The organism is Maribacter confluentis (assembly GCF_030505015.1).
Lineage (GTDB): Bacteria > Bacteroidota > Bacteroidia > Flavobacteriales > Flavobacteriaceae > Maribacter > Maribacter sedimenticola.
Map to the genome: position 1 here is coordinate 3,875,592 of NZ_JAUKUC010000001.1, position 23,742 is coordinate 3,899,333.

24 protein-coding genes are annotated in these 23,742 nt (G+C 32.0%); 15 read left to right on the forward strand and 9 right to left on the reverse strand.

What is annotated here, in order from left to right; translation table 11 throughout:
* Positions 1–3 precede the first annotated feature (3 nt).
* The 12 genes from Q2T41_RS16920 (at position 4) to Q2T41_RS16975 (ending at position 13,238) form a co-directional block, all read left to right on the forward strand.
* On the forward strand, positions 4–1,635 hold the full coding sequence (locus Q2T41_RS16920) for an HsdM family class I SAM-dependent methyltransferase (RefSeq protein WP_304437045.1): 1,632 nt from the start codon (positions 4–6) through the stop codon (positions 1,633–1,635).
* Positions 1,625–2,935 carry a restriction endonuclease subunit S gene (locus Q2T41_RS16925; RefSeq protein ID WP_304437046.1) on the forward strand — a complete coding sequence of 437 codons (1,311 nt, stop codon included), beginning with the start codon at positions 1,625–1,627 and terminating at the stop codon, positions 2,933–2,935. The genes Q2T41_RS16920 and Q2T41_RS16925 overlap by 11 nt, the downstream gene beginning before the upstream one ends.
* A 19-nt stretch (positions 2,936–2,954) precedes the next feature.
* A complete protein-coding gene (locus tag Q2T41_RS16930) occupies positions 2,955–3,434 on the forward strand; it encodes a hypothetical protein (RefSeq protein ID WP_304437047.1) in 480 nt (159 codons plus the stop codon).
* A gap of 138 nt (positions 3,435–3,572) precedes the next feature.
* Positions 3,573–3,893 (forward strand): hypothetical protein, encoded by a 321-nt coding sequence (locus Q2T41_RS16935; protein WP_304437048.1) that lies wholly within the window; start codon positions 3,573–3,575, stop codon positions 3,891–3,893.
* A gap of 126 nt (positions 3,894–4,019) precedes the next feature.
* Positions 4,020–4,244 carry a hypothetical protein gene (locus Q2T41_RS16940; protein WP_304437049.1) on the forward strand — a complete coding sequence of 75 codons (225 nt, stop codon included), beginning with the start codon at positions 4,020–4,022 and terminating at the stop codon, positions 4,242–4,244.
* Positions 4,245–4,253: 9 nt separating this feature from the next.
* Positions 4,254–4,550 carry a hypothetical protein gene (locus tag Q2T41_RS16945; protein WP_304437050.1) on the forward strand — a complete coding sequence of 99 codons (297 nt, stop codon included), beginning with the start codon at positions 4,254–4,256 and terminating at the stop codon, positions 4,548–4,550.
* Positions 4,551–4,560: 10 nt separating this feature from the next.
* Positions 4,561–6,612 carry an AAA family ATPase gene (locus tag Q2T41_RS16950; RefSeq protein ID WP_304437051.1) on the forward strand — a complete coding sequence of 684 codons (2,052 nt, stop codon included), beginning with the start codon at positions 4,561–4,563 and terminating at the stop codon, positions 6,610–6,612.
* Positions 6,590–7,591, forward strand: coding sequence for an HNH endonuclease (locus Q2T41_RS16955; protein WP_304437052.1), 1,002 nt, complete (start codon positions 6,590–6,592; stop codon positions 7,589–7,591). Before Q2T41_RS16950 ends, Q2T41_RS16955 begins: the two co-directional genes overlap by 23 nt.
* A 260-nt stretch (positions 7,592–7,851) precedes the next feature.
* Entirely contained in the window at positions 7,852–8,271 is a 420-nt protein-coding gene (locus Q2T41_RS16960) for a hypothetical protein (protein WP_304437054.1), read from the forward strand.
* A gap of 3 nt (positions 8,272–8,274) precedes the next feature.
* The gene (locus tag Q2T41_RS16965; protein WP_304437055.1) at positions 8,275–9,282 is read left to right on the forward strand and encodes a PD-(D/E)XK nuclease family protein; all 1,008 of its coding nucleotides are present in this window, start codon (positions 8,275–8,277) and stop codon (positions 9,280–9,282) included.
* Positions 9,283–9,315: 33 nt separating this feature from the next.
* Complete coding sequence (locus Q2T41_RS16970) at positions 9,316–11,952, forward strand: McrB family protein (RefSeq protein WP_304437056.1); 2,637 nt, start codon at positions 9,316–9,318, stop codon at positions 11,950–11,952.
* 2 nt (positions 11,953–11,954) lie between these two features.
* A complete protein-coding gene (locus Q2T41_RS16975; protein WP_304437057.1) occupies positions 11,955–13,238 on the forward strand; it encodes an McrC family protein in 1,284 nt (427 codons plus the stop codon).
* Between the two features lie 160 nt (positions 13,239–13,398).
* Here Q2T41_RS16975 and Q2T41_RS16980 read toward each other — a convergent pair whose 3' ends face one another.
* The 7 genes from Q2T41_RS16980 to mnmE all read right to left on the reverse strand — a co-directional run bounded on the left by Q2T41_RS16980 (position 13,399) and on the right by mnmE (position 19,419).
* Positions 13,399–14,598: a primase-helicase family protein gene (locus tag Q2T41_RS16980; RefSeq protein ID WP_304437058.1), complete on the reverse strand. Its 1,200-nt coding sequence runs from the start codon at positions 14,596–14,598 to the stop codon at positions 13,399–13,401.
* Positions 14,595–14,927, reverse strand: a complete 333-nt coding sequence (locus Q2T41_RS16985) for a hypothetical protein (protein WP_304437059.1) — start codon at positions 14,925–14,927, stop codon at positions 14,595–14,597. Before Q2T41_RS16985 ends, Q2T41_RS16980 begins: the two co-directional genes overlap by 4 nt.
* A 2-nt stretch (positions 14,928–14,929) precedes the next feature.
* Positions 14,930–15,232 carry a helix-turn-helix domain-containing protein gene (locus Q2T41_RS16990; protein WP_304437060.1) on the reverse strand — a complete coding sequence of 101 codons (303 nt, stop codon included), beginning with the start codon at positions 15,230–15,232 and terminating at the stop codon, positions 14,930–14,932.
* A 172-nt stretch (positions 15,233–15,404) separates the two neighbouring features.
* Positions 15,405–16,283, reverse strand: a complete 879-nt coding sequence (locus Q2T41_RS16995; RefSeq protein WP_304437061.1) for a hypothetical protein — start codon at positions 16,281–16,283, stop codon at positions 15,405–15,407.
* Positions 16,270–17,409, reverse strand: a complete 1,140-nt coding sequence (locus Q2T41_RS17000) for a tyrosine-type recombinase/integrase (RefSeq protein WP_304437062.1) — start codon at positions 17,407–17,409, stop codon at positions 16,270–16,272. The genes Q2T41_RS16995 and Q2T41_RS17000 overlap by 14 nt, the downstream gene beginning before the upstream one ends.
* A gap of 10 nt (positions 17,410–17,419) precedes the next feature.
* Positions 17,420–17,779, reverse strand: coding sequence for a helix-turn-helix domain-containing protein (locus Q2T41_RS17005; protein WP_304437063.1), 360 nt, complete (start codon positions 17,777–17,779; stop codon positions 17,420–17,422).
* A 242-nt stretch (positions 17,780–18,021) separates the two neighbouring features.
* Positions 18,022–19,419, reverse strand: coding sequence for a tRNA uridine-5-carboxymethylaminomethyl(34) synthesis GTPase MnmE (gene mnmE, locus Q2T41_RS17010; protein WP_304437064.1), 1,398 nt, complete (start codon positions 19,417–19,419; stop codon positions 18,022–18,024).
* Between the two features lie 109 nt (positions 19,420–19,528).
* Between mnmE and Q2T41_RS17015 the strand changes: the two genes are divergently transcribed.
* Together Q2T41_RS17015 and Q2T41_RS17020 are read left to right on the forward strand one after the other, a co-directional pair.
* Positions 19,529–19,930 carry a hypothetical protein gene (locus Q2T41_RS17015; protein ID WP_304437065.1) on the forward strand — a complete coding sequence of 134 codons (402 nt, stop codon included), beginning with the start codon at positions 19,529–19,531 and terminating at the stop codon, positions 19,928–19,930.
* A 70-nt stretch (positions 19,931–20,000) separates the two neighbouring features.
* Positions 20,001–20,366: a DUF4870 domain-containing protein gene (locus tag Q2T41_RS17020; RefSeq protein ID WP_089261599.1), complete on the forward strand. Its 366-nt coding sequence runs from the start codon at positions 20,001–20,003 to the stop codon at positions 20,364–20,366.
* A 72-nt stretch (positions 20,367–20,438) separates the two neighbouring features.
* On the opposite strand, the gene dnaN is transcribed toward Q2T41_RS17020, so the two are convergent.
* Positions 20,439–21,557, reverse strand: coding sequence for a DNA polymerase III subunit beta (gene dnaN / locus Q2T41_RS17025; protein ID WP_089261597.1), 1,119 nt, complete (start codon positions 21,555–21,557; stop codon positions 20,439–20,441).
* Between the two features lie 270 nt (positions 21,558–21,827).
* Positions 21,828–22,658, reverse strand: a complete 831-nt coding sequence (locus Q2T41_RS17030) for an SAM hydrolase/SAM-dependent halogenase family protein (RefSeq protein WP_089261595.1) — start codon at positions 22,656–22,658, stop codon at positions 21,828–21,830.
* Positions 22,659–22,788: 130 nt separating this feature from the next.
* Between Q2T41_RS17030 and Q2T41_RS17035 the strand changes: the two genes are divergently transcribed.
* Positions 22,789–23,739 carry a PhoH family protein gene (locus Q2T41_RS17035; protein WP_304437066.1) on the forward strand — a complete coding sequence of 317 codons (951 nt, stop codon included), beginning with the start codon at positions 22,789–22,791 and terminating at the stop codon, positions 23,737–23,739.
* Positions 23,740–23,742 lie beyond the last annotated feature (3 nt).

Consider the following 23,742-nt stretch of genomic DNA (forward strand, 5'->3'; position numbering starts at 1 on the left):
ACAATGACAAAAGACATCAATAACGAACCCTTTATAATAAAAACCAAAACACTTATAGACGAGCTGAAAGCCGTTTGTGCCGGTTATGGTTTGGGTAACGATGGTAATGAGTTTAAAATCATTAGCCAGATATTTCTATACAAATTTTTAAACGACAAATTCGCTTACGAGGTTAAGCAGGTAAAGCCAGAATTGGCAGACACAGAAAACTGGGAAAAAGAGCTGGCAAATATACCAGATACTGAATACCAAATGCTACGCTACCAAATGAGCGATAGCACCGCGTTTTTATTACCGCACCAATTAATACCGAATCTATTTGAACGCCAAAACGAACCCGATTTTGCCAAAACCGTAGACGATACCTTAATGGATATTGCGGCAACCAATAACGATTTGTTTGCTGTAAAAACCGAAGACGGACAAAAAATACGCCTCTTTGACCGTATTACCGAGTTTGTAAGTAGTAAACGAGACGCTTTTGCGATAGCCTTATTTAATAAACTTACTATTTTCAATTTTGAAAATATAATGGGAGAAGGCTTTGACTTTTTCTCAACCATTTTTGAATATCTAATTAAAGACTACAACAGCGATGCTGGTGGTAAGTATGCCGAATACTACACGCCACACGCCGTATCTAAAATTATTGCTAACATCTTGGTACCAGAACCGGTGAGCAATAAAACCATTTACGACCCAAGTGCAGGTTCGGGTACTTTGTTAATGAATTTGGCACACGCTATAGGCAACGATAAATGTACGGTGTACTCACAAGACATTTCGCAAAAATCGTCTAACCTATTGCGTTTAAATTTGGTGTTGAACAATTTGGTACACAGTATAGAAAACGTGATACAAGGGAACACAATGACCGACCCGTATCATAAAAAAGACGGCAAACTGCGCCAGTTTGATTATATAGTAAGTAATCCACCATTTAAGCTCGATTTTAGTGACGATGTAGAAAACCTTAAGAAAAAGGAAAACAAAGACCGCTTTTTTGCAGGTATACCCAATGTGCCTAAAAAGGCGAAAGACAAAATGGCGATTTACACCTTGTTTTTACAGCACATTATGCACAGCCTTAATGCTACAGGAAAAGCCGCTATTGTTGTGCCTACAGGTTTTATTACCGCACAAAGTGGTATCGATAAAAAAATACGTCAAAAACTGGTAGACAACAAAATGCTGGCAGGTGTGGTAAGTATGCCCTCTAACATATTTGCGACTACAGGTACTAATGTCTCTATTGTGTTTTTAGATAAGGAAAACAAAGAAGATGTGGTATTGATAGATGCCTCAAATTTAGGAACTACGGTAAAAGAAGGTAAAAACCAGAAAACACTATTAAGCGAGACCGAAGAAGACCAAATTATTGAAACCTTTACCAATAAAACCGAATTAGAAGATTTCTCGGTAGTGGTGAAGTACGATGATATAAAAGCAAAAAACTACTCATTAAGTGCTGGACAGTATTTTGAAGTAAAAATTGAATACATAGATATTACTTCAGAAGAGTTTGATACCAAACTAAATAATTTTGGAAGTAATCTGGAAAAAATGTTTGCTGAAAGTAAGTATTTAGAGAGTGAAATCAAAAGCCAATTAAACTCATTGAAATATGAAAGTTAATGTTGGAAATGATTTATACCTAAAAGGTAGAATTGGCTGGAAAGGACTTTCTAAATCGGAATACCTTGATAAGAGTCAGTATAGAATCATTAATGGATATTCTTTAAAAGACGGATATGTAGACTGGAAAATCGCAGGGTTTATAAGTGAAGAAAGATATGAAGAGTCACCAGAAATCAAGTTAGAAATAAATGATATTCTTATTTCAAAGGACGGCACGATTGGTAAGGTTGGTATAGTCAGGAAACTTGAGTTACCATCTACTGTTGCTTCAGGTATTTTTGTGTTGAGAAATATTATTGAAGATAAATTAGATACTGAATATTTATTTCAGTTTTTAAAGAGTTCTAACTTTAAAAATTTCATTAATCGCGTTAAGGCGGAAGGTTCTACGATTAATCATCTTTATCAGAGAGATTTGATTAGATTAGAAATTGATGTTCCATACATTAAAGAACAGAAACGAATTTCTAAAATTCTAAAAGATATAGATGATAAAATAGAAGTCAACAACAAAATCAACCAAGAGTTAGAGGCACTTGCCAAAACCATTTACGACTATTGGTTTGTCCAGTTTGATTTTCCAGATGCTAATGGTAAACCTTATAAATCTTCTGGTGGAAAAATGGTATATAATACCGAGTTAAAACGTGAGATTCCTGAGGGTTGGGAGGTGGAAAAGATAAATGAAGTAATAGAAGTTAAAGATGGCACGCACGACTCACCAAAGTATATTGAAAACGGTTATAAATTAATTACTTCAAAACATTTAAAAGAAGGTGGTTTAGATTTTGAAAATGCTAATTCAATCAGTGAAGTAGATTATATAAATATAAATAAACGAAGCAGAGTAGATTGTGGTGATATATTGTTTTCAATGATTGGGAATATAGGTACTGTATACAAAGTAGAAGATGAGACTATGGATTTTGCAATAAAAAATGTTGCACTATACAAAACATCAGATAATCCTTCACTCAAAAATTATATCTATATGTCCCTTAAAGGTTATTATATGGAAGCATATATGGCAAATGTAATTTCTGGAAGTATACAGAAATTTATTGGACTTGGTTCGTTAAGAAAAATGCCTCTTTTATTAAATGATGAGATAATAGCAGCCTACACAAACAAGACTAAACACATTTTTCGTCAAAAAACCAACCTTAAAAAACAAAACCAAAAACTCGCTGCCTTACGCGATTGGTTGTTACCTATGCTTATGAATGGGCAGGTAACCGTTGGTGAGGCAAAAGCGCAGTTGGGTATGGTTGCGGAGGAGAATGTTAAATATGAATAAGATTTAAAAGAAAGAGCAATTGATAGAGTATGTAAATGGAATTAGTGCAATAATTTTAGCTTCTGTTGCCTCTTATTTGGCATATCGACACAACAAATTAACTAGAGAGTTAAGTAACGATAACCTACAAAAGCAGTTGTTTACAGAGTTTAATGATCGCTATGATAAATTAAATGAAATCATCCAGTTTATTTTAGACCTATCAAAAGAAGACATTGCTAAGTATAAGCAGTCTAAAAGTGAAGATAAGATAGGAGAATATACTCAGGCATTTATCAAATCTAAAATCAACGATTACTTTAACCTTTGTAGTGAAGAGTATTATTGGTTTTCTAAAAATAGAATTGATGACCGTATTTGGAATTCTTGGGAAAAAGGTATGAATGATATTTATAATTCGAGTGAAATTATTCGTGACCAATGGAAAGAAGAAATTCAAAATGAAGGCTGGAAATCGTTTTATTTAGAAGCTCCAACAGATTTATTTAAAAAGGAATAGTATAAAGCTCACATACATAAAGAATTGTATGATATCCATGCTTATGAATTGGAGGTAACCGTTGGTGAGGATAAGGATCAGTTGGCTGAGGTTGCGGAGTAGAGTATTAAATATGAGAGTAAATAATAATATTTGAAAATGAGACCAAATATCTACCCTAGAACATTAGAAAATATTAAAGCTGTATTACTTTTTTATTTTCCTAAAATCAGTCACGGTGAGATTAATGCTAGTGCAGAAAAAGTTTATGATCAACGCAAGTTTAAACTAAATGAACTAGAGTATTGTTGCGAAGTTTTATCTAAAAATGAGAGCCTTATTCGAGAATACTATAAATCGCTTGACTTAAATATATTATTGGTTGTTGGGTACAGTGTGCTCTTTGAAGATGAAAAACGTTGGGGTAGCACATCAAGAAGAGAAAAATTGAAAAGTATAAAGGCAGGATTGGTTATTTAATTCTAGTTTAGGAAGCTAGTAGTTTTAAATGATTGGTTATGAACTGTGTATGTGAATGGGTAATTTGTTGGAGAGGTTTTATAAGAGGTTGAGTATAATTATTGAAAAGAACAAATTTATAATAGGATGGCAATTTTAGGTAAATTAATTAGAGAGAAAAATGACTGTATCAATTTTAGGTCTGGAGATGTATTAGGTGATGTTATTATTGAGAAGGACTATTTGCAATTGCGTACATATGCAAAAGGTGATTTAGAAAGGGAAGATGGGTCAAAACAAAATATTCAATTCGATAAAAAAATGGCAAAGGAATTTAGAGCCTTTTTGAATGAGTTTATTGATGGTAAATAATATTCAAATATGTATACCAAAACCAAACCGGACATTAGATTCATTGAGTTCATGCAATTGGCAAGCCCTGTTGTTTCTTTTAATAGTTTAGAAGGTAATGAGTATGTGGTTCAAAAGTTTAAAGGAACCAAAATTTATTTTAAAAGAGAGACCACTAAACAAATTTGGGATATGGATTTAAAGCAAGTTCATAAAGCATATTTAGAACTAAAGGATTTTAAAACAATTAATTTTAAGCCATATGTGCCATTAACACATTCTCCTGCTCTTGGTTTATTGTTGCATTTGAAATTGTTGGTTAAATAAAATATAGAGTATGAGACTAGCGTCAATTTATATTGCAGAACATGAATTCATTTTTGATCAGCCTGTAATAATGAATTTTGGAGGTAAATATTCTTATGATTTTACTTTACATAAAAATAATACGGTTGATGTTGGTCGTACGAAGAATGAAAATTTTATAGATGGTTTTTTTGACCAAACAAAACTATTATCTCGTTTAGAACTGATTACAGCTATTGTTGGAAGAAACGGAACAGGAAAGTCTAGTGTGTTAGATATTATTAGAAGTTTTTTTATTGAAAATTCTTACGGTCTTCCATATTCCAAGACAATCGCTTTATTTGAGGATGATGAAAATGATTTACCCTATGTGCTTGAATCTGATTTTAGAAAGGTTGAATATGTTTATAGTTTTGATGAATTAGTAATTTCAGAAGATTATGAAAATCTTTCAATTGTATTAGAAAAGATTGACTTCAATACTATTCAAACTATATTTTACTCACCACACTTTGATTATAAATATAATTTGAAATTTGATGAGATAGATATTTATGATATTTCGTTCGATAAAATTCTTGAACAAGATTTGGACGATTTAAGTAACAAGGATACAAATTCAAATGGCTGGGCATATTCGCCAAGCCAAGAATTAATTTTTAAAAATTCTATTCGTCAACTTTTATTCTTGTCTTCACCATTGGTGAAAGAGAATAAAATATTTAAAGATATTTTTGAGCTGCCAGAACACGGTGAGGCTATACTATATTTTAGAGGTCATGCTAGTGAGAAAGTTTGGAATACCCCAAGTGGTTTTCGAAGTGGATTGGCGGATGTGAAGAAAAAAATAAAACAGGAAATAGACGATTGGGTCAAAATACGAGTATTTGATGATAAAGCTAATGTTCAAAATCAAATTGACATTAATAAATATTTGTGTAAGCGATATATTATTTCAGATATTATTTCAATTTTAGAAAGGCAAATGGAGAAAAACAATTCTTTTCTCTCTGAAGGTCAAATTACTATTAAAAATTTTGAGGAAGAAATATTAAATTTAACAGCATTAGATTCTTTTTTACTTTTCATTAAAAGTAGTAAGATAGAGAAAAGTGTAAATTCTAGAAATGCCTTTGATTTTGATTCGATAAACATTTTAATAAAAACCTTACATAATTATATTGACCAAATTGAAAATGTGGAGTTCGTCCAAATTGATAACATCCAAATTGAAGCTGAAAAAGTTGTAAATATTCTAAATTTACAACGTATTTTTTTATTGAATTTATTCAATTATTATCCAAAATTTAGAAATAAAAAAACAGAAAAGCCATTAATTGAAGCAACTAATAAAATTGATGGTTTTATTAATTATGTTCCTACAACTAAGAGGCTTAGTTCAGGTGAAAATGCCTTATTAAACTTGTTTTCAAGATTTTATGATTTTATAAATAATAATTTAGCGGAAGAGTCGCAAACCTTACCTAATAAAAATCATTATATACTTCTTTTAGATGAAGCAGACTTAGCCTTTCACCCATCTTGGAAAAGAAAATTTATAAAATCTATAATCTCAACTATACCCTTTTTCTTCCATCACCTTCCCATTCCCCCTACAATTCAAATTATTTTCACTACTCATGACCCATTAACCTTATCAGATATTCCTCAGAGCAATGTCGTTTATTTAGATAAAAACAAAAACAATACTACAATAGTTAATCATGATAAATTACAGTCTTTCGGTGCAAATGTTCATGACTTATTAGCGCATAGTTTTTTCCTAGAAGATGGATTCATGGGGGAGTTTGCACAGGATGTAATTACTGATTTAATTAATTTTTTGACCTACAATAGAAATGAGGACCCCTCATTAGAAAATATTAAATATCTAAAAGAATGGGACAATGAAAAAGCTAAAAAAGTAATCGCAATAATAGATGAGTCTATGATAAAAGAACGTGTACAATCTCTTTATAATGAGAAAGTTCTGTATCATGATAAAGAACTACTACGTCAAGAAATTAGAAAGCTAAATAATCAATTGAAGAATTTAGAAGATGAGACAAATAAAGATAAATAATATTCTTCGTGACGAAGTTAAATTGTTCAATGATAATTTATTTACTGTTTCAAGATCAAAAGGATTTATTCATCCTAAAACTAAGTTAATTGCTTTAGTCAAACGTATTAAACCTGTAAAATACAAGAAGTATAAACTTTATGTAGAAAAAATTATAAATGAGTACGATGATATTTTAAATGCCGATCCGTCTAAAATGCAAAAAATTATTAAAGAATTTAATGCGATTTTACCTTACCCCAACGTAAAGAGAAAGATTACTAGTAAGAGGGTTAGTTTTCAAGAAGAGGTCGTTAAAGCAATGCGTTATGAAGATTTGAGAAAATTTGAATTTCCTTTATACTTACAAAATTCTAATTTGAAAACTTGTGTCTACTGTAATGCTCAATCTACTTTAACCATTGAGCCGGTTTATTATAACAATAAAACAAAGAAGGATAGGAGAGGAGTGAATTCGAAACTTCAACTTGACCATTTCTACCCTAAATCTAAATATCCATTTCTTTCAACTTCATTTTTTAATCTATATCCTACTTGTGCTAATTGCAATATTGCAAAGGGTGAAAAAATTGCATTGTTTGAATTATATACCACTAGTGATGATTTAGATGTTTTTAATTTTTGGATTGATGACAAATCAATTTTAGATTATTGGCTGTCTTTAAATGCAAATCATTTAAAAGTACACCTACAATCTTTAGATGGGGATATAAAATTACTGCACAATCACAATGAACTTTTTCAAATCCAAAAAGTTTATGATGCGCAAATAGATGTTGGTGAAGAGTTGATATGGAAAGTAAAAGCAAACCCTCAGTCTTACAGAAAATCTCTTAATAAGACATTTAGTAAAATCTTTCCTGATACGTCAGTAATTGATAGAATGATTATTGGTAATTATAGTAAGCCAGAAGAAACATTTAAAAGACCTATGTCTAAATATACTCAAGATATTGCTAGACAATTAAAATTGATTTAAAAAAGAATTTTAAACAAAATATAAATGTTTACTGAAGACTTACTTTATACTCGTAAATTATGGACTTAAGTCATACAACGTTAATTATAGAAGAGCAGATCGATAGAATTGTTGAGATTTTGATTAATGATACCGTTAATCATGATGATTACGGTTTTAAATTTTCTTTTAATACTAATCTTTTAGAACAATACAATAAAGGTTGTAGACAAGCCTATGAGATTGAGGCATTTGCTGTATTATTTGAAAAATTAGAGCAAATGAAAGATCATTGTTTGTATTGGTTTGAAATTAGGGATAAGAAACAGCGTGATACATTTTTAGATTTATTAAATTCTCATAGAGAAAATAAAGAAGTTGAAAACTATAGAAAGGTTCCGGCAAAAACCTTAAAGGCTTATGAATCTTCGCAAGGTAATGTAATTTATATAGGTGTTAGAACAGGTAAAGGTTTTGGAAGCAAAAGTAGACACACCAACATAGCCGAAAGAATTAATCAGCATTTGGGTTATTACAGTACAAATTCTACCCAAGGTCTACAATTAAGTAGTTATGTCTATGGATGCGATATTAATATTACCTTAAAAGTTTTCCAGTTCAGTAATCTTAAAAGTGATTATTTAACATTAATTGAAAAAGCCGTTGCTAGGTATTTTAAACCTCACTGTGGTCAGCACTAAAATATGTTTAATAGTTTATATAATTTATTTAGAAATAATTCTAATAAATCTCCATTGGAAGATTTTACAACTGAAGGATTTGCGAACATTTTGAAAATGTATCCAGAAATTCTCAGTGTGTTCTGCGTAGAATTTTTAGAACTTCCTGAAGATAACTATAGTATTGAAACGCAATATTATCAAGCACTTATCTCAGGTGATACTAATTGTATTGTTGATATGGTTTTTATTGGCAAGCAAAATGTTTGTTTCATTGAAAATAAAGTAGAATCATCAGAAGGATTCAAACAATTGGAAAGATATGTTTCAGCACTGCATCTACATCACAGCGGAAAAAATATGTATTTGAAGTATTGTACCAAATATGCCGATCCGAAAACAGTTGAAAATGTAGGTGTTTTTTTTAGTCAATTTAGATGGTATCAGATAGCTAAATTTCTTAGGTCGTTTGAAGGAAACCCGTTAGTTAAATCTTATTTGGAATTTTTAAATAATTATAAAATGAGTCAAGACAATACATTAAAGAGTGAAAATTTAGTAGCTATGGAAAATTTGAGTAAAACCATAGAAATTGCAGAATTCCATATAGATAATAGTAAGCCTCAGTTTATTGAGTTATTCGGTTATACTAGTTTAAATAAAAATTTTAACTGGGATCAAATAAAAGCGAAAAATAGAATTTGTTATTATGTCGATAGTGCTTTGCCATCGATTTCTGGTCAATGGTCAGAGATTTTATATGCTATAGAGTTTAATAACTTAAAGATGATCGTTCAAATTTACTTAGACAAGAATCATGAAAGTTTCAATTCCATAAATGAGATTACAATAACTGGTGATTTTGTAAAAACAGAATTTGATTCTGGTATAGCAATTCAATTGAAAGAGGATTTAGGTAAATATTTAAATAATTCTAATGCAGATAAAGAGATACAAGCTTGGTTTGTAGATAGTTTTAAGCAATTATACTCTTTTATTGAAAATCACAGAGAATTAAATTGGACGATATAAAACTTGTGTTCTAGCAAATAAATAATTACTAAAATGGATTTTGAAAAAGTTACTGCTGAGCATATTTTTAAAGGAATAGAGGATTTTAATGAAAAAGGTATGCCTGTTGGATATCGCCCATCATCTGCTTATGATTTAATATATGAAGGCAAATTATATCCTCCAAAGGCGGTAATGGCTTATGCTAATTTTCATGCTATTGGTAGAAAAATAGAAGGGTATTTTAGAGGTGGTTTAGGTACAGATTGTTTTAAAGCCTATGAAAGAAATGGGTTTCAGGTAATTTCAAAGGAAAGTCAATTAACTTTTGAGCATTTATATAAATTAAAAGAAGAATTTCTAAATGAGTGGTCTGTAGGTCGTCTTGAAGCACTTACTATAGACGAATATACTAATCTAGATAAAACATCTTTTTGTTATTGGATGGAACATATAACTGAAGCCACAGGAGGAATTAAAGGTGGTAGTTCATATAAATTCGGTATTTATAGAATGGGTGAAAGTTCAGGAACTGAACCTAAAGGAAATAGAACCAATGACGGTATTTATGCCTGGTATATTAAGTATGGAAAAACTCGTAATGAAGCTTTTTTTAATATAAAAGATATAATATTGAAAATTATTAAAGCTAGCATAGATAACAATTTAGATGTGCTCGATGATATTGACTTGGGCGATGCATATAAATGGAAGATTGCGTTTATGTATAGTGATTACAATGTTATGAACATTTTTAGTAAACCTGCGTTGATAAGGTCCTCTATGGGGTTGGGAGAGTATGCTGATACAACTACAGCTATTTCGAAATTAAATAGATTTATCATTCAGCAAAAACCGAAGGAAGAAGATTTTTATGGCTATTCTCAGCGAATTTGGGCAACATACGGGCATAAAAGTGAAAGAGCTAAAGAATTCGAAGTTTGGCTAAAATCATCTGAAAATAAGAATAGTAAGAAATCGTCTAGCTATATAAGAGCGCTAACTATTCTTAATAATTTTTTCAAAATAGCTGTATACGATATAGATAGCATTTCGGAGTTAAATGATTTATACGAAGATTTAAAAGAGCATCAGACAGACCCTAATGGAAAATATTTTCACCCAACCGCTGTTTCTTACGGTAGAGATAGGTTTTATTCTGCAGCGGTAAAATCCTATATAGAATTTTTTACTGGTAAAAGTTCTTCGTTACCTCTCATTGAAATAAAAGAGAATACTATAGATAATAATAAAGTGCTAAATACAATTTTGTACGGACCTCCCGGTACAGGTAAAACTTTTAATACTGTAAATCTCTCTTTGGGAATTTGTGGTGAGTCGATTGAGGGGCTAAATAGAAAAGAAATAAAAGATTTATATGATTTAAAAATGTCAGAGGGACAAATCATTTTTACCACTTTTCACCAAAGTATGTCTTATGAAGATTTTATTGAAGGTATAAAACCAATGGAACCTGAAAAGGAAGGTGATCCTGTGGTTTATAAAGTTGTTGATGGGATATTTAAAAAAGCCTGTATTGAAGCTGCGTTTAACTTTGCCATTGATAATAAAGATACGGATACCGACAAGGTTTTAGATTTTTCATTGGTTTACGATAATTTCATTCAGAAATTAGAAGAAAGATTAGCATCTGAAAGTGAAGTTGAACTTGAAATAAAAAATGGGGGTAAAGTATATGTGGATAGTATTTCAGCTCAGGGAAATATTCAAATTAAGCATCTTGAAGGACTTAGAACATATACAGTTTCTAAAACCAGACTAACTAAATTACAAAAAGCAATAGCCAACTTAGATGAGATTTCTAATATAAACGATTCATTTAGAGCAATAATTGGAGGGAGCAATTCAACCGCATATTGGTCGGTTTTAAATGCAATTCAAAAGGAAAATATCAATAAAAATTATTTTAATAGGATAGAAAGAAAGTACTCCCAAGAAGAAAAGAGAGAAGTAGTAAAAGAGTTAGATAAAAATATTTATAAGGGAAAATCTGGTAAGCCCATTGTATTAATAATAGATGAAATTAATAGAGGTAATGTGTCCGCAATATTTGGAGAATTAATAACTCTAATTGAAAAGGATAAGAGACTAGGTGCTGATGAAGCACTTTTAGCTCAGCTACCTTATAGTAAAGAAGTTTTTGGTGTACCACCAAACCTTTACATAATTGGTACTATGAATACAGCTGATAGAAGTGTAGAAGCCTTAGATTCTGCCTTAAGAAGAAGGTTTAGCTTTACTGAAATGCCATCAATCCCAAGTTATGTTGCAGAACACGGCTTATTAGTAAACGGCATAATCGATGATATTGATTTGGTTGTTCTATTAAAAACCTTAAATAAAAGGATTGAGAAATTGCTGGACAAAGATCATACGATAGGGCATAGTTACTTTTTGAAAATTATGAATATTGAAGATTTAAAAGCGGTTATAGGAAATAAGGTTATTCCATTATTGCAAGAGTATTTCTTTGGGGACTATGGAAAAATAGGTTTGGTAATGGGTAATGGTTTTGTTGATTATGATACAACAGAATCTGACGAAGAGTTCTTTGCTACTTTTGAATATGAAATAGGCTCTCTATTAAGTAGAAAAGTGTATAAAATAAAAGATGCCTTAAAAATGGATAATGTAGAGTTTAAAGAGGCACTAAGAAAACTTATAGGCTAGATTTGAGTAACGATAATCATATAACGATATACGAACATGAAATTCTAAGGATAGATAGGGGGGAGAAGCGGGTATCTGTAAATCAGCTTAAAGCCCTACAAGAGTTCTATGGTGAGTCTGGCGTTCCTTATTATTCATTAATTCATAACGGTGTAAAGTTTTGTGAATATGTAGGTGTATTGCAAGTAGGGGATACATTGATTGAAATTCTACCAAAGGTTGATAAAAACCTAACGGATTCAGAAGCTAGTTGGCGCAAAGTATTAATTGATATGCTACATGCAGTTGGTTTATTTAATCTTCAAGCACCATCTTCTAGTAATCTCAAATTAAATTCTAATTCCATATTAGACCTGTATTTTGAACTCTTTGTAAAGGAGGTAAAATATTTACTACGTCAGGGTTTAGTAAAAAAATATAGAAAAACAGAAGGCAATAGTACTAGCCTTAAAGGTAGCCTGAAATTTGGCAAACACATCAGTCAGAACCTTGTGCATCAAGAGCGGTTTTATATTCAGCATACGGTTTATGATACCACGCATGAGCTACATGCTATTTTGTATAAAGTGTTAAAATTATTGTTGCGTATAAATACAAATCAAAGTATTCAAGGTAGTCTAAAGTCATTAGAACTAGAATTTCCTGAAATGCCTGATTTAAAAATAACTGAAGCGACATTTAACCGTTTACATTTAAACCGAAAGACACAAGGGTATCATAACGCAATTGAGATAGCTCGTATGCTATTGTTGAATTATCACCCAGATGTAAGCAAAGGATCTAATCATATTTTAGCGTTAATGTTCGATATGAATTTATTGTGGGAACAGTTTGTATATGTAAGCCTACGTAAATTCAAAAAGGGTAATACTACGATTACTGCGCAAAATACACGAAACTTCTGGAAGACTTCTAAAGGCTCTAAGTCCAGAATGAAACCAGACATCGTTTTGAATATTGATAAGGCGGACTGTGTGGTTATAGATACCAAATGGAAGAATATCAAAAATTACAATCCATCACCAGAAGACTTGCGACAAATGTTTGCTTATATGAAATATTATAAAGCAAAGAAGGTTGCTTTGATATATCCCGGTACAGATTTTAGTAATTCAAGTGGGTTCTATTATGACCACGATAAATATGGTGCTCATGAAATTGGTAAGGAGGAATGTAGTGTAATTTCTTTACCGTATAACACTGATATTAGGCAATGGCAAAAACAAATTGCCCTAGATATTTATAATTGGGTTGAAGTAAACGATGAATCGTCTGTTGATTGTTGAAAAATACCTGTTAATTGATTGTACACACCGCTACAACGCTAGTTTGCGTAGCAACCAAATTTCAACAACGTGTCAACAATTCAAATGTTGACAACAAGTTGATGTATTGTTGAATGGTTAAACACCCGCCGGCTGGGCATTTAATACCAAATGCAACAAATCAACTATTATTTTCCATACTTTCTCTGGTGAACGTGTAGTGTCTACCTTTATGCTGTGTGGTCTCAACGAATGGCTTTTGTGTCGTTGGCAATATTGACATGTGGTACTTTTTATAGCTACTATTAGTAGTCTCTAGTCCCATATGTATTTTAATAGCCTCCGTAACTTTCGAAGATGAAACTCTAATATTATTATCAGATAATTTTCTAACCAAATCTGCATTAGAGTATTTCAGAACATCTTGGTCGAACATATCGAACTCATCAAGTAAAATTTGCTCTAGTTCTTTATGAATGAAAGTTTTATTTGACTTCACTAGTTTATCCAACGCAGCAGTATGTATTTGTACTTTTGTGAACCACATGCGTGTAATTTTTTTCGTTGATATTTTCCTATTAGTCAACAAGTGAATGAAATGCGGCAATTCTTTTTTAAGTGCAACCAACATATTAGGATTATCCCCATTCTTAGGTAATGTTGGGACCTTCCGCACCCAATACCTAATTTCCTCATTATCTACATAAATGAAATTTTCTTCGTTGTTAGAGCATAGTATAAATTTACCGTAGAATGGTATTTCCACACGATCTTTGCCCTTAGATTCACTTTTGTAACTTTTGGCCGTGGATAAATTTTTAATACGCTCGCTATCCTCCCGTTTGTCCAACAGAACTTCATCTACCGCTATGATTAATTTAGCAGCCCAGTCAGCATTAAACCTACTCCTGAAATCTTCATTATTATTAATGGTCATATTACTCTGGAATACCATTTTTAACCAATTCAGAAATGTCGATTTACCCGTGTTACGCTCTGTGCTTACTAAACATAAAATGGGTAGTGTCTGTGTTGGCTTTTGCCATAATAGGGTAAGGTAGTCCATCCCCAATTCGTATTGTTCACCAAAAAAGTGTTTTAAGAATTGCGTGGTAACTTCTAATCCACCGGGTAAAGGTTCATGGTCAACCGCATGGTACTGATTTAAGAATCCGTCAATCACCTGTTTGTGATTAGTGTGCGAAGGTATTAAACAAAAACCGTCATATTTTGGAATTATGTCAAGATGATCCTTTCCATAATCTGTTATAATCTCACTTTTGTTCCATTTTAAAAGAACTTTCGTTTTATCACCGCTGTGTAAGGGTAGGTAAGCTTCTTTATAGTAGTCCGTACCTATTCTCATATATTGTTCGCTCATGATTTTTCTATTTCTACGTTTAATTCACCCATTTTTCCGTAATCCGTATTTCGACTCCTACTTTTGAATAGAAGTTTAATGTACACGCCGTGTAGATTTGGGTCTTCAATACACATTGAAATTACCGCTTGGTCAATTTGATATAAAGGCAGCTTAGGCATATAGCTAATTATTTCTTTAGCAACATTCAATTTTGTTATCAATAGATTTAATGAGCGTACTAATATTATGTTTTCATTATGCATATAAATTAAATGAGCTATATCCTTAACCACTTCATCAATTTGAACGTAACCGTCTGGTAAAAATGTTTTAGTTTCCTTTTCCATGACTAAAATTGATTTTTAAGTAAGTACTCATCTACCTCGTTTTGAATAGAGGTTTTGTCTTCTCGTTTTCCTGCTTTTAGCCAATCAAGAATTTCTGATTTGAGAAAATATAAACGACGACCTCGTTTATGATAAGGGATAGAATTCTTATGGACTAAACCATAGATAGTGTACTTACTTAGATGAATTAGCTTAGATGCTTCTTCAATCTTGAGAAATAGGTCTTCCTCTTTTTTTAAATTGCTATTATTCTTAAGTAGATAAACAATTTGTTCTGCTAATAATTTAATGTTTTTTTTCTTCATTATTTTTAGTTTTACTTATTAAAATTTTAGTAAAACTATGTAGAAGAGGAAGGTGTAGCTTATGCTTTCGGAATCCTTTCGGAATTTAAAAAATAATATAAGTAACTGATAATAAGTTATTTAGAATTTGTTTTAATCTGGAATTTGCTTGCTCTTTCTTTTGCTTTCTTTTTTATTTCAGTCTCATTTTAAGCAATTGTTGATTACGAAGTAGTGCTTTTGAAATCTTTTCCATTTCAAATGGTTTTAATTTTATCAGTAAGTCAGCGATAATTTCAATCTGATTTTCTTGATAGTAGTCAACACCTTGTGATATCATTTTATAGAATTTTTCATTCTTATAGGTGCCATTTAATATACTAAGATTAAATATTCCGTTAGTTATCATGATTAATTTTAATAATTCAGGACGTTGAACGGTTTTCTGAATTTTAATATATATGGATATTAGAATTAATTTTTCCCTGTGGCTAAATTGAGAAATCAGTTTTTTCCATTTAATTACCTCAATAAATGATTCATCGGTTATATCTAAATCATGACCAATGTTGTGTTTATTTTTGAGATTATTTTGGTATTCGGATAAGTTTTCAATGGGGCTAACTTTTAGTTTTAGGGTGAAATTTTTTAAATCAGAATCATATAAAATATCTTCATTAAATACTCTTGAATTATACACTTGTGATTTTATGTAATCGGCAGCCCAATATTTAGCAAGAGTGTTAAGGAAATCGGTGTAGGTAATATTGGAATTACTATTCTCTTTAAAACAATCAAATAAGGAAATATTAATAGTTTTCTCTAGAGCGGACTTGGGGTTATATAATGTAGTGAATTTGTAAAAATTTTGTTGAGCTTCTTCTAAGTTGTTTTTTTTTATCTCAGATTCACAATCATTCTTTAAACTTCGAAATAATTCATATATGTTTTGTAAAGTTGTTTCATAACTTAGCTCATCTTTCTTTCCTTTCAATATTTCTTTTATTGCCAAAGCCTCAAGATCTTGGCAATGTCTTAAATATAATTCAGAATATGTATTATGATAATCCATCTAAATCTAAATTTATACGGTTAGCGGCTTCAATTTTGTTTTTATCCATGACCTTCGCGTAGATTTGAGTAGTAGATACATTTTTATGACCTAATAATTTTGAGACTGTATAGATATCGGTGCCATTTGCAAGTTGTAAGGTTGCATATGAGTGTCTGAAATTATGAAAGGAGATTTTTTTATTTATACTGGAGTCTTTAATCCATTGTCTTAAAGGTCTAACCGATTTAGAATAATCTATGTTATCAAACACCAAACCTTTGTTGGTTGATTGTAGTTTTAAGATTTTATATGCAGCCTTTGGAATGGGGTGGTTACTTATATTGCCTGTTTTCTTTTCCTTTAATTGTACGTAGTGTCCTTGGTGAGAGTCAGTGAAAACACTTTCCCATGTTAATGATACGATATCCGAAAAGCGAAAACCTGTAAGGCTTGCAAATATCGCCATATGTTTAACTTTTTCAATTTTGATAGGGGTTTTCCATAGAATGCCTAATTCTTCTTCAGTCAAATACTCCCTGCGAGTTTCTTCAGCTTTTATATAAACGGCATCTTTAGCTAGGTTAGAATTAGTTAAACTATCTTTATGAGCACTTTTTAAAACATTTATAAAATGTTTATAATATGTAGATGCTGTATTGATTGCTAATTTTTTCTCGTTACTGTTCTCTTTCTTTAATTCCAGTAAATATTTTCTATAGTCTGCTACATGTTTTTTAGTAATCTGCTGTGTTTGCAATTTGTCGCCAACGAAATTCAAAAAGTGCTGATAGGAAGCATTCCATGCTAAATAATTGTTGTGGCTTCCGGTATTTAGTTTTTCTTCTACAATACTATGATAGTAAGCTGCTATTTTCACATTCAGCTTAATATTTTCTTTAAGTCCGAATTCTCTATCCCTTAATTGTAACAATCTTTTAGCCCTGACGATTTCAGCAAACTCTTGAGTTTTTTGATTGTGTAGCTTCTCCATTTCATCTTTTGGGGAGATATGGATATAGAGCTTTAAAAATTCTCTTCTAGTTTCTTTTCCGGTTTTTGGGTGTATTATAGGCGGGTAATAGTCTAAGTAAAGACTCCATTTACCAGAGGCTAATTTCTTTTTTCGAACGGTTACGTTTGCCATTACAATTGTATTAAGTAGAAGTTAATAGTTTGTCGATTGAAGTTCTTTTGATTCTTATTAATCTATCGGAAAGATTTACGGCTTCTAAAATTTCTTCTTTAATGAGTCTATAGATTGTTCTAGTAGATATATTCAACAATGTTGCTGCTTCTCTAACGGTTAAAAAATCTTTTACAGCTAATACTTCATACGGTTGCAATTTGTGCTTCAAAGTTTCTTCATATGAAGCTTTTACTTTCTTTTTGCGTTGTCTGGTTTTGTAAGCTCTTTTAGCGCAAACGGGTCCGCAATATTTTGTGACCGTAGTACGTGCTACGAACTCTGTATTGCAGTTTTGGCAAATTCGTGAAACCTTAATATTTGAACTCATTCAACAATTGAAATTGTATGACATAAGGTGAAATAAGTGGAGATAAGAGAATTTAAATGTAAATAGTCGCCATCATTTCCCCCTCTGGTTCAAATATAAATCAAAAATGAAAACGAGGTACAAAATAGGTACAAATAATAGCTAAAAAATACTAAATATCACTTTGTAAAACAAAATGTAAGTTTTAAAAGTCCTTATTTTATTGGGTTTGACTGATATTTAGTAAGTGTAGTTTTGTGATGTTATTTGCCGATACAAAAATTGGCAAAAATGTTTCCTAGTAATTCATCATTAGTGACTTGACCTGTAATTTCGCCTAAATGGTATAGTGCTTCTTTTATATCAATAGCCATTAAATCACTTGAAATATTTTCTTTCATACTAAATTGAACCTTTTCTATTTCTTCCAACGCTTTTAAAAGAGAATTGTAATGACGTGTATTGGTGATAATGGTTTCATTATTACGTAATGCTCCTGTATTTACGAAATTTAAAAGCGAGTGTCTAAGTTCGTCCACGCCTATTCCTCTCTTTGCTGAAATAAAATGAACGTTTTCTAAATGTTGATTAATTTGTAATCTATCATCTTTAGATAACATATCTGCTTTGTTGATCAATAACAATAAAGGTTTTTGCGGATTTTTATTTTTTAATTTTTCAAAATCTAATACAGTGTTTCTTAACTTTTGGCTTCCCGATACTAGTTGAGGTCCATCTACCAATAATAGTATAACCTGTGCCTGCTCAATCTTCTCAAAAGTTCTTTTAATACCCATGCCTTCTACAATATCTTCGGTTTCACGGATACCTGCCGTGTCTATAAACCTAAAGCCTATTCCGCCAATGGAAATTTCATCTTCAATGGTGTCCCTAGTAGTGCCTGCTATATCCGAAACCAAAGCCCGTTCTTCATTTAAAAAGGCGTTCAATAATGTGGATTTTCCCACATTAGGTTCACCTACTATGGCTACAGGTATTCCATTCTTTATAACATTGCCAACTGCAAAAGAATCTATAAGGCCTTGTAATACTTTCTGAATACGTTTTAGTAATTCCTTAAACTGCGTGCGATCTGCAAATTCTACATCTTCTTCGGAAAAATCAAGCTCAAGTTCGATCAGCGAAGCAAAATTCAATAATTCCGAACGTAAAACTTTAATCTCATTGCTAAAACCTCCACGCATTTGTTGAACTGCAATTTGGTGACTGGCAGCATTATCGCTAGAGATTAAATCCGCTACGGCTTCCGCTTGGCTTAAGTCCATTTTTCCATTTAAAAACGCCCTAAGGGTAAATTCACCTGCGGTAGCCGTTCTACATCCATTTCTTAAGAATAACTGAATAATCTGTTGTTGAATATATGATGAACCGTGACATGAAATTTCTATTACATCTTCACCCGTATAAGAGTGTGGATCTTTAAAAATGGAAACTAATACTTGATCTAAAGTATTGGCGCCTTCCTTGATATACCCTAAATGTATAGTGTGACTTTTTTGGTTGCCAAGTTTTTTGCCGGAAACAGATTCAAAATGTTCAGAAGCAATGGCAATAGCCTCTGGGCCTGAAATTCTAATAACTGCAATGGCCCCCGCACCTGAAGGGGTTGCTAATGCTATTATGGTATCGTTCTGAATCATCTGGCAAAAATAATCATTTATTAATGGTTAAGGCATTCCCAAATTCATGATATAACGCGTTAGGTAATTAATTATATAGTAATTTTACATATTAAAAATTGGTTAAAACATGAAAAAATTTATTGTAGTTGCTTTATTAATTATGATTTGTGGTGCTGCTAAGGCCCAATCCGAATCTCAAAATTCTACCGATACACTTACAGCCGAGCAGGAATTGGAATTGGTAAAGAAAAAGGTGGAAAAAGCGGAAGCTAAAGCAAAAAAACAGAAAAAAGTAGCCGCTGAGGAAAAAAAGGTTGAGAAGCTTAAGAAACAGATTAATACAAAAGAGAAGTCTATTGCTAAAGAAGAAAGGCAAATTGAAAAATTAAAGGGGCAATTAGAAAAGGGAACGATAAAAGGTTCGTTATCACCTATAGAAATTCAGAAAATTGAAGATAAAGTAGCAAATAAGCAAATTAAGCTTATGAAGGAAAACGAGAAATTAAAAAAATTGAAAAGGAAATTATAAAAGCAATGAATGTAACAATTACGTAAGTTATGCGTCATATTTATAGTATTCATCATAAAATCAATCAAAAATGGAACTTGTAAATAATAGTATAGTTTTACGTGAAGACCGCAATCTTTTGGTAGTTACACATTTATCTCAATATTTATATTTTGTAACCGGTTTTGGTGGACTTATCGTGCCTTTGGTTATTTGGTTAACATCCAAGGATTCTGTTATAGGAATGGATGAGCATGGCAAATCGATAATAAATTTTCAACTTTCGCTAATCCTTTATCTAATAATTGGCATACCGGGTATCTTGTTTTTTGGACTTGGTATTTTGGTTCTGATCTTTTCAGGTATATTATCTTTAATTATACCTGCCGTTAACGCCATAAAGGCGAGTAATGGCCAGTCACCAAGTTACTTTGGAACCTTTAGGTTCATTTCATAATAATTAAGACACATTAAAAAAAAGGGACCATAAGAAATTATGGTCCCTTTTTAATTGATTTAGGTTGGTTTATTAACTGTTAAGCATTACTGGCATTACCAACATGGTAACATATTCCCCTTCATCCAAACCATCCGTTGGAGTTAAAATTCCCGCGCGGTTAGGTAAACTCATTTCCAACGAAACATCATCAGAATTTAAATTGTTCAACATTTCAGTTAAAAACCTGGAGTTAAAGCCTATTTGCATATCATCACCTTGGTAAGAACAAGTTAATCGTTCTTCTGCTTTATTTGAGTAATCGATATCTTCTGCAGAAATATTTAATTCTGCCCCGGCAATCTTTAAGCGAATTTGATGTGTCGTTTTGTTTGAAAAAATAGATACCCTTTTAACGGAACTTAAGAACTGATTTCTGGCAATTGTAAGTTTGTTTGGATTTTCCTTGGGTATAACCGCTTCATAATTAGGATATTTTCCATCAATTAACCTACAGATCAATTCCGTTTCCTCAAAGCTGAATTTAGCATTGCTCTCATTATATTCGATCAATACATCAGATTCACTACCTGCCAAAATCCCTTTTAATAAGGTCAATGGTTTTTTAGGCATGATAAACTCAGCTACCTGTGATGCCGTAACATCTGTACGTTGGTACTTTACCAATTTATGGGCATCTGTGGCGACAAAAGTTAGGTTCTCTGGCGAAAACTGAAAAAATACACCACTCATTACAGGTCTTAAGTCATCATTTCCTGCAGCAAAAATGGTTTTGTTGATTGCAGTTGCAAGAATATCACCAAGTAAGGTCGTGGAGCTAGGACTTGTCAATTCTACCGCTTTTGGAAATTCTGCACCGTCTGCATATGCCAAAGCATATTTACCATGATTGGAACTTATTTCTACCGTATTGTTATCTTCAACCACAAACGTTAACGGTTGCTCTGGAAAAGTTTTTAAAGTTTCTAAAAGTAACCTTGCAGGTACAGCAATAGTGCCTTCATTATCTGAATCCACCTTAATTACGGAACTCATAGTGGTTTCTAGATCTGAAGCCGAAACGGTCAATTTATCCTTTTGTAAGTCAAAAAGAAAATTATCTAGAATTGGCAGCGTATTACTGTTATTAATAACACCTCCTAAAATTTGAAGCTGTTTTAGCAAATAAGTACTTGAAACTATAAATTTCATTATTAATTTTTTATGGGTAAAAATTTAAATCTATTCTAAAAATAGTTGAAACTCCTTATTATTGGTAGTTTTCAATACCAACAAAGATATTTTAATTGGTCTTTTTAAGGAAACAAACTTATTAACAGTTTTAACGGTCTATTGCCTTGGTGTAAGTATCGGTATTGCTGCAACAAGCTAAATTAATTTATCATTTAAAAAATAGTTATTAACTATTGCTTTCTACACAATGATATAGAAAAGGTATTAACAGAATTCCATTAATCTTCATTATTCAAAATCTACCATTATAGTGTCCCTATAATCAAGTCCCAGAAGGGTAGAGGCGCCACCAACAGTAGTTAAGTTACTTTTAAAGATAGCCAATTCTATGTAGTCAGATGAATTAAATATGGCCAAAAGGTCGCCAGCCCCTTTACGCTGGTTTTTTTCCTGGTCGTAATCTATGAAATCTCCATAAGCTTTATGGATTTTGTCTATCTTATGATTTCTGACCAATAATTTAAACTCCCGTCCATTACGGTAAGCTTCGAACAAGTTTTTACGGATGTTGGTAATTACGTTTCCATAATTATCTATATAGATTACACTACCTATAATTTTTTTACCGTCCTCAACTATTCTAGGCGCAAACTCCCTTAGTTTATGGAGTCCGTCAAAAGGCTTACCTACAATTTCCAATGTTCCTCCCCTTGCAATATGGCACGCTACTTGAATAAAAACATTGAGTACAGGGAAAGAATAGGCTATTGAATCCGGTAAATTGATCTCTACTACTTTTTCTGGAGTCATTTCCTCAGTAATAAGACCTATTACACCAGTATTGGCACTAATAAAGTAATGGCCATTGATCAATGCCACTACATGTTTGTTATCTGGGGTCTCCTCAGAATCTACACCTACAATATGGATGGTGCCCTTAGGAAAACTTTTATATGAATTGGATAGGATATATGCACATTCATGTATATTGAATGGCATAATGTCATGGGAAATATCAACAATTTTAGCATCGGGCAGTTCACTATATATAGAGCCTTTTAGTACTGCTACAAAGTGATCTTTAAGTCCAAAATCCGTAGTTAGGGTGATTATTGCCATACAGCAATGTTGATATGTTTTTAATTAGTCAAACTTAAAATTTGCTTAAATTTGAGCTACAAAACTAAACAAAAAAACAGCGATTGGAAATTAAACTTCGCTATCTATAATACTTACTAAAAAAGACTGTTTGAACGAAATTATCCTAGAATTGACAGAAGTTAGTCCAAGAGAGTTTTTTGGACAACAAAACGAGCATATTGACTTATTGAAAAAATACTTTCCCAAGCTAAAGATAGTTGCCCGTGGCAATAAGATCAAAGCCTATGGAGATGAAGAACTTCTTGAGGAGTTTGAGATTCGATTTGATCTCCTTATTCAGTATTTCTTGAAATATAATAAGTTGGACGAAAACAGTATAGAACGGGTATTGACCAGTTCTGAAGATGATGACAAATCTTCTGCCAAAAGCGGTGAAACACTATTGCATGGGGTAAGCGGTAGACTGATTAAGGCACAAACGGCAAACCAGCGAAGATTGGTAGATGCAGCAAGAAAAAACGATATGGTCTTTGTTGTGGGTCCTGCCGGAACCGGTAAAACCTATACCAGTGTTGCACTTGCAGTAAAGGCCTTAAAGGAAAAGCAGGTCAGGAAAATTATATTGACAAGACCCGCTGTGGAAGCCGGTGAGAATTTAGGGTTTTTGCCAGGGGATTTAAAGGAAAAGCTTGATCCCTATATGCAACCCCTTTATGATGCATTACGTGATATGATCCCTGCCGAAAAATTGGCACATTATATAGAAACCGGTGTTATACAGATAGCCCCAATGGCATTTATGAGAGGTAGAACTTTGGATAATGCCTTTGTAATCCTAGATGAGGCACAGAATACCACTCATGCCCAAATGAAAATGTTTCTAACAAGAATGGGTAAGAATGCGCGTTTTTTGATTACCGGAGATCCCGGTCAAATAGATTTGCCTCGTAGAACAATTTCCGGTCTAAAGGAAGCCTTACTTATTTTACAGAATGTAGAGGGTATAGATGTTATTTATTTGGATGATAAGGATGTTATACGCCATAAATTGGTCAAAAAAGTAATTGCCGCCTATAAAACTATTGAACACCACAATTAAAGC

Excerpts from the sequence above, each read along its gene's own strand:
- Q2T41_RS16920 (WP_304437045.1), top strand. The coding sequence starts at position 4 with ATGACAAAAGACATCAATAACGAACCCTTTATAATAAAAACCAAAACA.
- Q2T41_RS16925 (WP_304437046.1), top strand. The coding sequence starts at position 1,625 with ATGAAAGTTAATGTTGGAAATGATTTATACCTAAAAGGTAGAATTGGC.
- Q2T41_RS16935 (WP_304437048.1), top strand. The coding sequence starts at position 3,573 with ATGAGACCAAATATCTACCCTAGAACATTAGAAAATATTAAAGCTGTA.
- Q2T41_RS16940 (WP_304437049.1), top strand. The coding sequence starts at position 4,020 with ATGGCAATTTTAGGTAAATTAATTAGAGAGAAAAATGACTGTATCAAT.
- Q2T41_RS16945 (WP_304437050.1), top strand. The coding sequence starts at position 4,254 with ATGTATACCAAAACCAAACCGGACATTAGATTCATTGAGTTCATGCAA.
- Q2T41_RS16950 (WP_304437051.1), top strand. The coding sequence starts at position 4,561 with ATGAGACTAGCGTCAATTTATATTGCAGAACATGAATTCATTTTTGAT.
- Q2T41_RS16955 (WP_304437052.1), top strand. The coding sequence starts at position 6,590 with ATGAGACAAATAAAGATAAATAATATTCTTCGTGACGAAGTTAAATTG.
- Q2T41_RS16960 (WP_304437054.1), top strand. The coding sequence starts at position 7,852 with ATGAAAGATCATTGTTTGTATTGGTTTGAAATTAGGGATAAGAAACAG.
- Q2T41_RS16965 (WP_304437055.1), top strand. The coding sequence starts at position 8,275 with ATGTTTAATAGTTTATATAATTTATTTAGAAATAATTCTAATAAATCT.
- Q2T41_RS16970 (WP_304437056.1), top strand. The coding sequence starts at position 9,316 with ATGGATTTTGAAAAAGTTACTGCTGAGCATATTTTTAAAGGAATAGAG.
- Q2T41_RS16980 (WP_304437058.1), bottom strand. The coding sequence starts at position 14,598 with ATGAGCGAACAATATATGAGAATAGGTACGGACTACTATAAAGAAGCT.
- Q2T41_RS16985 (WP_304437059.1), bottom strand. The coding sequence starts at position 14,927 with ATGGAAAAGGAAACTAAAACATTTTTACCAGACGGTTACGTTCAAATT.
- Q2T41_RS16990 (WP_304437060.1), bottom strand. The coding sequence starts at position 15,232 with ATGAAGAAAAAAAACATTAAATTATTAGCAGAACAAATTGTTTATCTA.
- Q2T41_RS16995 (WP_304437061.1), bottom strand. The coding sequence starts at position 16,283 with ATGGATTATCATAATACATATTCTGAATTATATTTAAGACATTGCCAA.
- Q2T41_RS17000 (WP_304437062.1), bottom strand. The coding sequence starts at position 17,409 with ATGGCAAACGTAACCGTTCGAAAAAAGAAATTAGCCTCTGGTAAATGG.
- Q2T41_RS17005 (WP_304437063.1), bottom strand. The coding sequence starts at position 17,779 with ATGAGTTCAAATATTAAGGTTTCACGAATTTGCCAAAACTGCAATACA.
- mnmE (WP_304437064.1), bottom strand. The coding sequence starts at position 19,419 with ATGATTCAGAACGATACCATAATAGCATTAGCAACCCCTTCAGGTGCG.
- Q2T41_RS17015 (WP_304437065.1), top strand. The coding sequence starts at position 19,529 with ATGAAAAAATTTATTGTAGTTGCTTTATTAATTATGATTTGTGGTGCT.
- Q2T41_RS17020 (WP_089261599.1), top strand. The coding sequence starts at position 20,001 with ATGGAACTTGTAAATAATAGTATAGTTTTACGTGAAGACCGCAATCTT.
- dnaN (WP_089261597.1), bottom strand. The coding sequence starts at position 21,557 with ATGAAATTTATAGTTTCAAGTACTTATTTGCTAAAACAGCTTCAAATT.
- Q2T41_RS17030 (WP_089261595.1), bottom strand. The coding sequence starts at position 22,658 with ATGGCAATAATCACCCTAACTACGGATTTTGGACTTAAAGATCACTTT.